Genomic DNA, 12,303 nt, shown 5'->3' with positions numbered 1-12,303 from the left:
TTTGATTTTATTCCTATAAGATTGAAGTAAAAAAGTCAAAAATTAATCTTTTAAAATTTTCAAACCAATACTACAATTCAAGCAGTTTTTGTATGAGCATAAATGTTTATGATGATACAAAAACGCTTGGGTTTCTAATGCTGAACTAAATTTTACGTTCAGTTTTTTCCATGAAGAGATGATGGAATTTTTTTCAGGGTTCAAATTTTTGTAAAAGTCTATAACTTGGTCAGTTTTTTCGGGATTTATATTTTTAAAATACGTATAAATAATAGGTAAAACTGCATTGATGAGAAGAATTTCTATAAAATCGTCAGACAATTTTTTCTCTATTTTTTCTTCGGAAGTTTTTTCGAACGTGTAATGGTTTTCCCAAAATTCTGAAGTTTTTACTTTTTCGAAAAGTGATTTTAATTCCTGAATATTTTTAGCTTTTAAAATTTTAGAAAATAAATTGGGCTGAAGATGATACAGCATCGTCAACTGAGAAAGCCGAATCGTAGGAAAAGAAGGTGGCATTAACCGCATAAATTTTACTGGAAAAGTTTGTCCTGAAATTTTAAATTTAGTTTTCAGAAATTCAAATTCTCTATTCCATTTTTGATTTGTTTCGGTTTCTTTTTCTAATAGATTTCCTTTTCCGAAAAGTAAACTTTCTAGCTGAAATTGATTTTGTGAAATCTTTTGAATGATTTTAAAATCAATGTTTTCTGCAATATTTTGATAAATTTCTGCATTTACTTTTAATCCAAAACTGTAGGCTAGTTTTTGAAATAAAACGGCTTCGTAATTGTTCTTTGATTGATTTAAAAGTTGCTCAATTTCTATAGATTTTTCGTCTAGTTTTTTGAGTAAAGTCTCTTCTGAAAAAAGAAATGGAACTTTAGAAGCATCAAAGATGCTTTCACACGGAATGAACTGATATTGGTTTTCTAAAGTTTGATATTTGGCAAGAATTTCCTCATTAATATACGCTTTCAGTTCTAAAGTAGGAATTCCGGCTTCTTTGAGTTCAGAAACATCTGTGTCATTAAAATAAACAACATGCAGAATAACCGATTGATAATCTTTTTGGAGGTCGTGATTGTGAAAATACCAATCCGAAGATTTCACATGAATTTCTATGTTTCCTGCTAAAACGATGTTTTTCGTTTTAATTTTTGCCAAAGAAAAATCTGGTCCAGAATTGGTGTTCAATGTTCCAAAATCTAGAATTTCGATTGGGTTTCCGTCGGTATCTTTGAAGTCTAATTTGGAAAATATCTTATATTTCCAAAGATATTGGAGTAAATTTTCGTTCATGGTGGTTTAGTTTTTTAGTTTTATTTCCCGCAGATTTACTTTTTGTAGAATCTGCGAGAATGATTGTTAAGCCATTTTATGAAATTCTGCTAGTGTTTCTTCATACATTTTTTCATAAATCGGAAGAATATTGACCAAGTCAAATTCTAATGCTCTTGCTTTGGCTTTTGTCTTAATTTCTGCGAGAAGTTTATCGTCTGAAAGCAATTTTATCGCATAACTTGCCATGGCTTCTACATTTCCTACTTCTGCTAAAAATCCGGTTTCTCCTTGGATGTTTACCTCTGGTATTCCACCTGCATTACTCGAAATTACTGGCGTTTCTGCTGCCATTGCTTCTAATGCTGCCAAACCGAAACTTTCTTGTTCAGAAGGCAATAAGAATACATCTGCAAACTTCAAAATTTGGTATAAATTATCTACTTTTCCGAGCAGTTTAATTTTATTGATGAGGTGCGGATTTTCATTGATAAATTCATTGATTACTTCTACATCTGGACCGTCTCCCAAAATCAATAATTTAGATTTTACCGATTTCTCAACTTTGTTGAAAATGTCTAAAACATCTTTAATTCTCTTTACTGGACGAAGATTGGAAACGTGAATTAGAATTTTTTCATCTTCATTGGCAAAATGATTTCTTTGGCAAGTTTTTAAATCTTCAAATTCTGTATTGTCGATGAAATTGGTGATGACTTCAATCTCTTTGGTGATTTTAAAAAATTTCAAAGTATCACTTTTCAAACTTTCAGAAACCGTAGTGATTTTATCTGATTGGTTGATGGAAAATTCTACCGCATGTTTGTAACTTGGGTGTTGACCAACCAAAGTAATATCCGTTCCGTGAAGTGTGGTAACTAACGGAATATCAGCGTTTTCTTCTTTAAGCATTTGCTTGGCGAAAAAAGCAGCATAAGCATAAGGAATGGCGTAATGCGCATGTAAAATATCTAATTTATATAATTTCACCACTTGATAAATCGTGGAAGAAAGCGCAATGTCAAACGGTTGATGTTTAAACAAAGGATAGGTTTGTACATTTACTTTGTGAAAGAAAATGTTTGGGTCTGTCATGTCTAATCTTGCAGGTAATTCAGATGAAATAAAGTGCACTTCATAACCTTTTTTGGCAAGAGACATTCCGAGTTCTGTGGCTACGATTCCGCTACCACCATATGTTGGATAACAAAGGATTCCTATTTTCATTTTATTTTTTGTGAAACGAAGTTTTCCGTTTATGTTTTAAATTTATTATATTTTTTTAACCACAAAAGGAACAAAAGCTATATAAATTTTTGAGTTAATCAAAAGTAAAAAAAGGATCGGTTTTTCTTTTTTTACTTTTGTAATACTTGTTTTCAATCATTTCTTTTGATGCTTTTGTGGTTAAATTTTTTTTATTTCTCAATTCCGCTTCCTGCTTTCAAATTTTCATTGACAATCACTGGTAACTTTCCAGAAATTTTTGTTTTTCCTAAAAGTGCTTTTGCAGATGCTTTCATCGATAAATCATTGTTTTCATAACTTACCAAAACCGTAGAAATTTTAGAAATATCAACATCTTTCAATGCATAAGGCGAACCAAAAACATCTAAAATTATATTTTGTTTTTTGCTTAATTCAGCTAAAATATCTTTGCTTTCCTGTGAAATTTTATACGATTTGTAAGCCGTAGAATTGTCTTTGTGAAAACCAACAATCACCGTAGAATTTTCTGGAATTTGAGCAATTTCATTTTTTGAAATCACTTTTGCGGTAGTTCCTAAATTTAAATTTTCTACAAAAGTCTGAAACGGCGCTTCTTCCAAAGGAAGATAATAATAGGTTTTGCTACAACTTAAAGGCAAAAGATTTTTTTCGTCTTTCAATAAAGTTATTGCGTTGGAATATAATTTTTCTGAAAGTTCTGCGTGAGAAGCGTTGTTTAAATCTTCATTAATATTTTCAGAATTTATGGATTTTAAATTTTGAAGTCCTAATAAATATTTGGTTCTCAAAATTTTCTTTACACTTTCAGCGAGGCGTTTTTCGGAGATTTCACCTTTTTCTAAAGCAGATTTTATCAATGCTTTTCCGTTCGGAACGTCTTGTGAAAAAAGCATAATGTCATTTCCCGCTTTGAAAGCTCTCAAATCTAATTCACCTGCAGGGAATTTTTTCGCTACAGCATTCATATTCAAAGCATCAGTAATAATTAAACCATTGTATTGATAAGATTTTTTGAGCAAATTGGTAATGACTTCATAAGAAACCGAAGCGGGAATTCCCGATTGTTTTTCTAGAGCAGGAACATATAAATGTGCAACCATAACTCCACCAATTTTTTTATCAAGCAAAGCTTTGAAAGGAGCTAATTCTACAGCATTTAATCTTTCTAAATTGTGTGAAACTACCGGTAAATCTAAATGAGAATCGGTATCTGTATCGCCATGACCAGGGAAATGTTTCATAGAAGCGAGAACGCCATTGTCTTGCAAACCTTGTGCATAAGCCAAACCTTTGGCAATCACATTATTAATGTCTGACCCAAAACTTCTGTTGCCAATAATAGGGTTTGCAGGGTTGGTATTCACATCTACAACTGGCGCGAAATCCCAATAAATGCCCATTCTTTTACAATCTTCAGCAATTTTAGAAGTCATTTCGTAAATCAAAGAATTGTCTTGAATGGCGCCCAAAGTCATAGCCCAAGGAAATTTATGTGCGGCAGGAAATCTTTGGAACAATCCCCATTCTCCATCAATGCCAATCATCATTTTTACTTTAGATTTCCCTTGAAATTCATTCAGCAATTGGATGTGTTTTTCGGCGTTGTCTTGCATGAGAATCAATCCACCGATTTTTTCTTTTTCTACGAGATTTCTAATTTTTTGAATTTCTTCTTCTCCACGATTATTGTACAAAGCTACAATGTATAATTGACCTATTTTTTCGTCTAAAGACAATTGTTGATACAGAGAATCAGCATATTTTTTGGCTTTTTGCTCTAAATTTTTTGGAGCATTTTTGGGGAAATATTGAGCCGAAAGATTAGCGAAAATTAATATGAATAAATAAGTGAATATATTTTTGATGAATTTCATAAAAGCAATGTTATTCAACAAAAATACAAACATATTTTTGTGATTGCTATAGAAATAATGTATTTCTAAAATTTTAAATCATTAAAAGTTAAAAATTAGCTTAGAATTAAGCCTTTTTTTGAACCAATCATCTGTGATTTCTTTTCAAAAATTCTACCATTTTGGGAATAGAATTTTGTGGAAATTCGTGTCCTGCATTTCGGTCTTCTATGATAATTTCTTTGTTTTCAGAAGTTTTATAATAAGTAATTTCGCCATTTGTTTGAGCAGAATTTTCGTCAGCTTTAAATGCTTTTAAATATTGTTTTGAAGAAAATTTTTGAATTTTATAAGGTACAATTTTATCGTTTTTTCCAAAACTGATCCAAACGGATTTTTGTGGTGCATATTTTAGCCAAATTCCACCGGGACCAGCAACAGTAACAAAAGCAGCAAATTTTTCTGGTCGCATTTTCCATAAAACATTTACAAATCTAGAACCATTAGAATGACCAACTGCGTAAATTCTATCGAAATCAAGGTTGTAATTTTTAGAAATTTGAGAAAAAACTTCATCAAAAAACTTTACATCTCGGTTTTGTAATTCGTCTGGATTCATTTGCCAACCGTTATATTTTCCTTCTTTGTCTACAATAGAATTGGTAACTCCGGGAATTCCTTGCATATAAATGACTAACGCTTCGGGGAAATTTTGATGAAAATTAAGATTTCTACTGGCGTGTTTCGCATTTCCACCATGACCGTGAAAAACAAAAACCACTGGAATTTTTTCTGAATTTATTTTGGGCTCAAAAAAAAGTGCTTTTCTTTCTACGCCATTAATTTGATAAAATTTTTCAGTTTGGGCGAATAGTTTTAGGCTGAAAATCAATAAGAAAGCGAAGATTGTGTTTTTCATATGTTTATTATTATTTGTTTTTTATTGGTCAGATGGAACACCCTTACTCAAGCTCTTGTTTATCAAAAAAATAACAAGGGTGTTTCATTTTAAAAGCTTTGATTCTTTGATGAAAATTAAACAATAAAGTTAAAAATTTATTTTGGCACGCAACTTGGAATCTAAAAACCATCAACCAACAAATAATTACTGATATGAAAAAATATTTTACTTTAATGGTTCTTGCGATTTTCGCAGGATTATTGATGATGAACTGCGAAATGAACGAAGTAGTAGATAGAGATATTCAAGATAATGATACGTATCCTATGATGAAGGATGTAACGGGAACTTTTAGTTCTACTAATAATTATGCCTTAGATCAAGCGATTGACATTCCTTCTTCTGATGTAGTTTTGGTGTATAGAAATATAAATTCTAACAGCTCAGCAAGTGCAATTTGGCAACTTTTGCCTAAAACTTTTTACTTGAGCGATAACAGAGAATTAGATTACAATTTTATTTTTGATACAAAAAGGGTTCAAGTAAGAACAGAAGCTAATTTTGACCAATCTACCATGACGAGTACAGAAAGAGCTACTTATCTCAACAATCAAACGTTTAGAATTGTACTGGTTCCAGCTTCTAGAGCGAATAGAAATGCCTCACAAGTAAATTACGAGGATTATAATGCAGTAGTGAAATATTTTAACTTAAAAGAACCAAAATAATCACTAAATCATTCAAAACCATCCATATATTAATTTTTTACAAAAAAGAAATCCTAGCAAAATGAATTGCTGGGATTTTTTGTTGGTTAATAAAAATCAGATTTTTTTCCCATAAAAAGTTCTTACCTTTGTTGTCCTTTTAAAATTAAAATTATGAGTGTTCACATCAGTGCCAAAAAAGGCGAAATTGCAAAAACGGTATTACAGCCAGGAGATCCTTTAAGAGCTAAATACATCGCAGATAATTTTCTAGAAGATGTAAAATTGGTAAGCAAGACCAGAAATATATTTTATTTTACAGGTTTGTATAAAGGAAAAGAAATTTCTGTTGGTGCAAGTGGAATGGGAGTGCCAAGTATTGGGATTTATTCTTACGAATTATTTACAGAATATGATGTAGATACCATTATCAGAATTGGGACTTGTGGTGGTTATACTACAGATCTTAATGTTTTTGACCTGATCAATGTAGATGGAGCAGCAAGTGAATCTACTTATGCTAAATTTGCTTGGGAAATGGATGAAGAAATCATGTATCACCAAGGAAAAGCCTTTGATGTAATTAATGAAACGGCTAAAGAATTAGCTCTTGAAACTAAAGCAGCTAATATTCACACCAGTGATGTTTTTTATAGAAAAACACCAGAAATTCCTGCCATTGCAGAGAAATATAATTGTCCAGCAGTAGAAATGGAAGCTTTCGCACTTTTTGCTAATGCAAAACATTTAGGGAAAAATGCAGCATCGATTTTGACGGTTTCAGATATTATTCCAACAGGTGAAGAAATTTCTGCAGATCAAAGAGAAACTGCTCTTAGAACCATGATGACTCTAGCTCTAGAAAGTGGAATTAAACTTTAAAAAGTTCAAATAGATACTAAAAAACGCTTCGAAATTCTCGAAGCGTTTTTTATTTTTCTGTTTCGTCATCTAGAAGATGCCCGAAATATTCTTTTTTAGTTTTCAGATATTCTTTGCTGTTTTCATTGGCTTCCATCTGAAGTGGAATTCTTTTGTTGAGATGAATTTCACTGTTTTCTACAAATTTTATTTTATCAGGATTATTCGTTAAAAGATTGATTTCTTTTACGTCTAATAATTTTAAAATTTCAATCGCTACATTAAAATCTCTATCATCTGCAGGAAGACCTAATTGAAGATTCGCTTGAACGGTATCTAATCCTTTTTCTTGTAATGCGTAAGCTTTAAGCTTATTGATAATACCAATATTTCTACCTTCTTGACGAAGATAAACGATGATACCTCCGTTTTCTTGAATAAATTTCATGGCTGCATCTAACTGCTGTCCGCATTCACATTTTTTAGAATGGAAAACTTCTCCAGTAATACATTCTGAGTGAAAACGAACATTAATAGGTTTAGAAAAATCTGTGTTTTCTGCAACCAAAGCGATATGAGGCATCCAGTCTTTTTCACTATCCGAAAAAGCCATTACTCTAAAGTTTCCAAAATCGGTAGGAACTAATGATTCTGCCTGTAATGTTATCATCTAATTTTTTATGTAAAGATAAGATTTACTTAGATTCTGTACTATCGAAAGAATCTATAAGACTAATGTTTGTTTTGATTTTAGCCAAATATCTATTCAGTAATTCTAAATCGTCTTTTGGAAGACTCGTTTTCAGCGTCTGAATCGTTTTATAAGAATTGGTGTAATTTTTATAAGCCTTAGTTTGTTCCGTCTTGTTATTCTGTTTGATAGAATAAATGTAATCAGAAATATGCAGTTTCATTTTATAAATTTCTGCATTGAGTTTTTGATTTTTAAAAACTGGAAATTCTGTAAGTGTATTGGTTATTTCTGAGAGATAACTTACTCTTTCCATAGATTTATATGTCTGTTCAGAAAAACTAGTTTGGGTAGAATAACTCGAAAAGCTATTAGACAAAGGAGATAAATTTACTTTTTCTACCGAGCACGAAGTCAATAGAAGCAAGGCGAAAAGTAAATTTATTGTATTTCTCATTTTTATGAATTAGATTTTTGATAAAGGATAGGGTTAAGACTTTCGTCATTATACATTTTCATTTGTTTGTATACCTTCATCTTAACATCACCGTTTTCTATATCTAAAAGTAATTGATCAATCGCTTGGCTTAAATCTTTTTTCTGTTCTAGAAGTACATTGAGTTTTTCTGTACATTTTGCTCTATGTTCTTCTGTGGCAGATTCTCTAGTAGCTTCTTGGTTCATGTGATAAACTTTCAAAACAAGAATCGAAAATCTATCAATTGCCCAAGCTACCGTTTCTGTATTGATTTTAGCGTCTGATTTAGGCGTGATATTTTGATATTTTTGGAAAAAATAACTGTCAATGTATTCCACCAAATCAGTTCTTTTCTGGTTAGAAGCATCAATTGTTCTTTTCAATTGTAGTGCTTCTACCGGATCAATATTTTCGTCTCTAATGATATCTTCTAAATGCCATTGTACGGTATCTATCCAATTCTTAGTATACAAAAGGTGTTCCAAACTGCCATTTTCGAATGGATTATTGATTGGGAAGTCTACATTATCATGTAAATGATAATCTTCAACAGATTTGTTGAAGATATTCCATGCGTGTTCGGTAAAAGACATGTTAAGAAGGATTTTGAGATTTATCTTCTGGTTTTTTTTCGTCTTCTTTTACAGCGTCTTTAAATTCTTTAATTCCGCTACCAACTCCTCTCATTAATTCAGGAATTTTTTTACCTCCGAAAAGTAATAAAAGTACGATAGCAACAATTAGGATATGCTGCCAAGAAAGTGATAGTATAATAATTGGTGAAATCATTTTTGAAAATTTTTACAAAGGTAAGGATTTTTTAATACGAAACCCAATCTAATGGATTAACTGGATTGGCTCCATTCCAAATTTGAAAATCAAGGGCGAAATTCCCGTCAAAATCAGTTCCGATGCTTCCAATTGTCGTTCCTGCAGAGACTTGTTGGTTCTTGGCAACGTTTACATTATCCAAGTTTCCATAGATACTGAAGTAGTCTCCATGTTTAACCAATACAGTTTTTGCGCCACCACTTACCAAAATGTTGCTCACAACACCTGGGAATACACATCTTGCTCTCGTTCCGTTTGGAACTACCACTTTTATTCCGTTATTTTCAATAGTAATTCCTTTGAAAACTGGGTGCGGTTGTCTGCCAAATCGTTCGGTAACCTGACCAGAAGGAACAGGGAAAGACATTTTTCCTTTATTCGCTGCGAAGTTACTTCCTGCGGTAATTGCTCCCACTCCGAAGTCTTTCATTTTTTTCTCTTCTACAGCTGCTTTTTCTTTATCTGTTTTATCTGCTAATGCTTTTGATGCATTTCTCGCTTCATCAGCTTTTGCTTTAGCAGCATTTGCTTTTTCTTCAGACTCTTTTTTCTCTTTTTCTGCTTTTGCTATTTTTTCGGCATCATTTTTTTCTTTGGCAACTCTTTCTGCTTCCGCTTTTTCACGGGCAAGTTTTGTAGCTTTTCTTTCCTCTTCTTCCGCTTTTTTCTTCACAAGAGCAAGAGCATCAGCTTTCGCTTTATTCTCAGCGTCTATTTTTGCTTTTTCTTTTTCAGCTGCAATTTTTGCTAGTCTTATTCTTTCTGCTTCTGCTTTTTTATCTGCTTCAGCTTTAGCTTTGGCCGCTTTTATCTCTTCATTGATGAGATTTCTGATGGCATTTTCTACCTTTTTATTTTCTGCTTGCTTGGTTCTAAGTTCTGCAACCAGTTTTGTCTCGTTTTTCTTAAATTCTTCTAAAAGTACTTCTTTTTGTTTTCTTTCTACTTGAATTACAGCGAGTTCTTGTTTTTGTTTATTAAGAAGGTTTTCCTTTTCTTTTACAGATTTTTGCTTTAAACCGATTGATTTTTTGATTTGAGTAGCTTTTTGATTAATCTCGGCAGCTTTTTTATCTTGATATTCTCCGTATTGCTTGATGTATTGAACTCTTCTCAATGCTTCACCTAAATCTCTAGAAGAAAGAATGAAAGTAACTTTGTTCTGAACGCCTTTGTTCTTGTAAGCTTTTACTAGAATATCAGCATATTCTTTGCGAAGAACTTTCAGTTCACGGTTAAATTTATTGATTTCTAACTGACGGAGATAGATGTCATCTTCTATGAATCTTTTCTCTTTCTGAGTGTTATTATAAACTTTTTCTCGGAGCGCAATTTTTTTATTGACATCATTAAGGTAAGCAAGAGATAATTTTGCTTCTCCTCTGGCTTTTGCAAGAGTAGCATTAATGGCAGCAATTTGTTTTTTGAGCTCTGAATTTTGTTTTTGCAGTTGTTCTTTTCTTCCTTGTTGAGAAAAGAAAATGCTAAAGGCTAGTAATCCTAATAATAAACTCAGTTTCTTATGCATCATTTAATTTCTGTCTTTGTATAATTAGTAGGAATGGAAAAAGGAGTTTCCATCTTCAAAAATTCAAATTTCGTATTTTCTATTAAAATTTGGTCTGTTTTCTGTGCTTTTATAATTATTTTAACACTTTTTGGGAGTTTTTGTGAACCGAAAATTTCATAATCATTATAGCTCACTTCTAGGCTATTGTTGTTCTTTATGTCTTGTAAAAATACCTTTTTTAAAGCCAATTCATGAGAATATTCTAGTGAAGTTTTGTATTCGCTGGTTTTGCCATTTACCGTGATAATTTGGTTTTTAGCAGAATTTAGCAAATAACCGTTTTCATTTTGCAAAAAAGTATAATCTTTTTCATTAACAGGAATGAAGGTTTTACCGAGAAGTAAATTTTGTAAAGCACTGTAATCTATGAAATTAACTTTCAAAAGATTATTGATGTAGTCAAAATTAGAATCAATATACGTCTTATTTATCTTTTCGTAGGCTTTGATTCCGGCAGGTGTAATATTGGCTCTTGCTTGAGACATAAAAAGGAATGAAAAATTTGCCCAAATTTTTTGGTTATTTTCTATATAAAATGTTCCATCAATAGTTGGGATAAATCTGTCTGTCTCCGCATTGACTTTGCTAGTGATTTTTAAACTCTCAAAAGCATCTTTTTTAGTAATTTTTTCGAAAAAAGCTTTATTAGAACTTACATTTTCTACAGGAGCTGGAGTTTGTTCTACGGTTTTTCTAGCTTTACAAGATAATAAAGCTAATGATGAAATAAGGATAAGTATATAATTTTTCATATTCTATGATTGTAAATGTTACTTGTGGAAGAACATTACAATTTTAACGCCAAACCACACAATATGTTTTGTGTGGTTTGGTTATTTATTTGATTTATAGCAGATTAATCATTTCCTTTTGATAAAAAATCTAGCACCGAATAATCTCCTAATGAAATTTCTCTAGAAACGCCAAAGTACTGTGCGTTACTACCAATCATAGAGTTGCTTAAATTACCATGATTGATGACTGTTTTCTCTTGAATCAAAGAATTTTCTATATTAGAGTTTTCTATGCAAGTTCCATTTCCTAAAGAAACATAAGGCCCAATTTTAGAATTTTTAATTTTTACATTTTCCCCGATAAAACATGGCGGAATGATAAGGCTGTTTTCTATTTCTGCTGATGCTGGGAAATTTGCAAATTCTTCTTTTTCGTATTGAAGGATTTTACCATTGGTTTCTACGGTTGCATTTTTATTGCCGCAATCCATCCAATCATCTACTTTTCCTAGAGAGAATTTAGCTCCTTTTTGACGAAGATTTTCCAGAGCGGTAGTCAATTGATATTCACTACCTACTTTTATATCATTACTCATGATATAGTTAATTTCTTCCATCAATTTTTCTGCAGACTTGAAATAATAAATTCCAATAATCGCTAAATCAGAAACGAAAGTTTGTGGTTTTTCTACAAAGTCAGTGATGAAGCCATAATCGTCTAATTTTACAACACCAAAAGCAGATGGATCAGCTACTTTTTTCACCCAAATTACCCCATCAGAATTGGTGTCTAATTTAAAATCGGCACGGAAAAGTGTGTCTGCAAATGCTACGACTACGTCTCCTTGCATTGATTGTTCTGCACATTTTATAGCGTGAGCTGTTCCTAGAGGTTCGTCTTGCGTATAAACGCTTCCTTTTGCTCCTAGTTTTTCTGCAATTTCTATCAAAGATTGTTCTACTTCTGGCCCGAAATCTCCTATGATAAATGCTATTTCATCTATATTTTCGCCAGCTACTTTTGCGATATCTTCTACTAATCTTTGTACAATTGGTTTTCCTGCAATAGGAATTAATGGTTTTGGAACGGTAAGTGTGTGTGGTCTTAATCTAGAACCACGTCCTGCCATTGGAACTATTATTTTCATAGTTTAATTTGGTTTAAA

13 protein-coding genes are annotated in these 12,303 nt (G+C 31.9%); 2 read left to right on the top strand and 11 right to left on the bottom strand.

The genetic code is table 11. The features are described from left to right. Positions 1-42: 42 nt before the first annotated feature. The 4 genes from EB819_RS09570 to EB819_RS09555 all read right to left on the bottom strand — a co-directional run bounded on the left by EB819_RS09570 (position 43) and on the right by EB819_RS09555 (position 5,283). Complete coding sequence (locus EB819_RS09570) at positions 43-1,302, bottom strand: DUF2851 family protein (protein WP_069800609.1); 1,260 nt, start codon at positions 1,300-1,302, stop codon at positions 43-45. Between the two features lie 66 nt (positions 1,303-1,368). Continuing rightward, on the bottom strand, positions 1,369-2,508 hold the full coding sequence (gene bshA / locus EB819_RS09565; protein ID WP_069800611.1) for an N-acetyl-alpha-D-glucosaminyl L-malate synthase BshA: 1,140 nt from the start codon (positions 2,506-2,508) through the stop codon (positions 1,369-1,371). A gap of 191 nt (positions 2,509-2,699) precedes the next feature. Beyond that, complete coding sequence (locus EB819_RS09560) at positions 2,700-4,385, bottom strand: glycoside hydrolase family 3 protein (protein ID WP_069800613.1); 1,686 nt, start codon at positions 4,383-4,385, stop codon at positions 2,700-2,702. Positions 4,386-4,512: 127 nt separating this feature from the next. Continuing rightward, positions 4,513-5,283, bottom strand: coding sequence for a CE1 family esterase (locus tag EB819_RS09555; RefSeq protein WP_069800615.1), 771 nt, complete (start codon positions 5,281-5,283; stop codon positions 4,513-4,515). A gap of 194 nt (positions 5,284-5,477) precedes the next feature. Here EB819_RS09555 and EB819_RS09550 point away from each other — a divergent pair, with 194 nt between their 5' ends. Beyond that, a complete protein-coding gene (locus tag EB819_RS09550) occupies positions 5,478-5,993 on the top strand; it encodes a hypothetical protein (RefSeq protein ID WP_074650845.1) in 516 nt (171 codons plus the stop codon). A 153-nt stretch (positions 5,994-6,146) separates the two neighbouring features. Further along, positions 6,147-6,854 (top strand): purine-nucleoside phosphorylase, encoded by a 708-nt coding sequence (gene deoD / locus EB819_RS09545; RefSeq protein WP_069800618.1) that lies wholly within the window; start codon positions 6,147-6,149, stop codon positions 6,852-6,854. Positions 6,855-6,903: 49 nt separating this feature from the next. On the opposite strand, the gene ribA is transcribed toward deoD, so the two are convergent. From ribA to EB819_RS09510, 7 genes are all read right to left on the bottom strand, one after another. Beyond that, positions 6,904-7,503 (bottom strand): GTP cyclohydrolase II, encoded by a 600-nt coding sequence (gene ribA, locus EB819_RS09540; RefSeq protein WP_069800620.1) that lies wholly within the window; start codon positions 7,501-7,503, stop codon positions 6,904-6,906. A 25-nt stretch (positions 7,504-7,528) separates the two neighbouring features. Next, entirely contained in the window at positions 7,529-7,981 is a 453-nt protein-coding gene (locus tag EB819_RS09535; protein WP_069800621.1) for a hypothetical protein, read from the bottom strand. Positions 7,982-7,983: 2 nt separating this feature from the next. Beyond that, on the bottom strand, positions 7,984-8,595 hold the full coding sequence (locus tag EB819_RS09530) for a DUF4254 domain-containing protein (protein WP_069800623.1): 612 nt from the start codon (positions 8,593-8,595) through the stop codon (positions 7,984-7,986). A 1-nt stretch (position 8,596) separates the two neighbouring features. Continuing rightward, complete coding sequence (locus EB819_RS09525; RefSeq protein ID WP_069800625.1) at positions 8,597-8,791, bottom strand: twin-arginine translocase TatA/TatE family subunit; 195 nt, start codon at positions 8,789-8,791, stop codon at positions 8,597-8,599. Between the two features lie 31 nt (positions 8,792-8,822). Beyond that, positions 8,823-10,364, bottom strand: a complete 1,542-nt coding sequence (locus EB819_RS09520) for a murein hydrolase activator EnvC family protein (RefSeq protein ID WP_069800627.1) — start codon at positions 10,362-10,364, stop codon at positions 8,823-8,825. Continuing rightward, positions 10,361-11,155, bottom strand: a complete 795-nt coding sequence (locus EB819_RS09515) for a lipoprotein insertase outer membrane protein LolB1 (RefSeq protein WP_069800629.1) — start codon at positions 11,153-11,155, stop codon at positions 10,361-10,363. Before EB819_RS09515 ends, EB819_RS09520 begins: the two co-directional genes overlap by 4 nt. A gap of 104 nt (positions 11,156-11,259) precedes the next feature. Further along, a complete protein-coding gene (locus EB819_RS09510) occupies positions 11,260-12,285 on the bottom strand; it encodes a sugar phosphate nucleotidyltransferase (protein WP_069800631.1) in 1,026 nt (341 codons plus the stop codon). Positions 12,286-12,303 lie beyond the last annotated feature (18 nt).

It is taken from the genome of Cloacibacterium normanense (assembly GCF_003860565.1).
Taxonomy (GTDB): Bacteria; Bacteroidota; Bacteroidia; order Flavobacteriales; family Weeksellaceae; genus Cloacibacterium; species Cloacibacterium normanense.
Note: the sequence above shows the minus strand (reverse complement) of the source record. Positions and strands in the feature narration are given on the sequence as shown.

Bases quoted from the DNA above. Each gene is read 5' to 3' on its own strand.
- EB819_RS09570 (WP_069800609.1), bottom strand. From the start codon at position 1,302: ATGAACGAAAATTTACTCCAATATCTTTGGAAATATAAGATATTTTCC.
- bshA (WP_069800611.1), bottom strand. From the start codon at position 2,508: ATGAAAATAGGAATCCTTTGTTATCCAACATATGGTGGTAGCGGAATC.
- EB819_RS09560 (WP_069800613.1), bottom strand. From the start codon at position 4,385: ATGAAATTCATCAAAAATATATTCACTTATTTATTCATATTAATTTTC.
- EB819_RS09555 (WP_069800615.1), bottom strand. From the start codon at position 5,283: ATGAAAAACACAATCTTCGCTTTCTTATTGATTTTCAGCCTAAAACTA.
- EB819_RS09550 (WP_074650845.1), top strand. From the start codon at position 5,478: ATGAAAAAATATTTTACTTTAATGGTTCTTGCGATTTTCGCAGGATTA.
- deoD (WP_069800618.1), top strand. From the start codon at position 6,147: ATGAGTGTTCACATCAGTGCCAAAAAAGGCGAAATTGCAAAAACGGTA.
- ribA (WP_069800620.1), bottom strand. From the start codon at position 7,503: ATGATAACATTACAGGCAGAATCATTAGTTCCTACCGATTTTGGAAAC.
- EB819_RS09535 (WP_069800621.1), bottom strand. From the start codon at position 7,981: ATGAGAAATACAATAAATTTACTTTTCGCCTTGCTTCTATTGACTTCG.
- EB819_RS09530 (WP_069800623.1), bottom strand. From the start codon at position 8,595: ATGTCTTTTACCGAACACGCATGGAATATCTTCAACAAATCTGTTGAA.
- EB819_RS09525 (WP_069800625.1), bottom strand. From the start codon at position 8,791: ATGATTTCACCAATTATTATACTATCACTTTCTTGGCAGCATATCCTA.
- EB819_RS09520 (WP_069800627.1), bottom strand. From the start codon at position 10,364: ATGATGCATAAGAAACTGAGTTTATTATTAGGATTACTAGCCTTTAGC.
- EB819_RS09515 (WP_069800629.1), bottom strand. From the start codon at position 11,155: ATGAAAAATTATATACTTATCCTTATTTCATCATTAGCTTTATTATCT.
- EB819_RS09510 (WP_069800631.1), bottom strand. From the start codon at position 12,285: ATGAAAATAATAGTTCCAATGGCAGGACGTGGTTCTAGATTAAGACCA.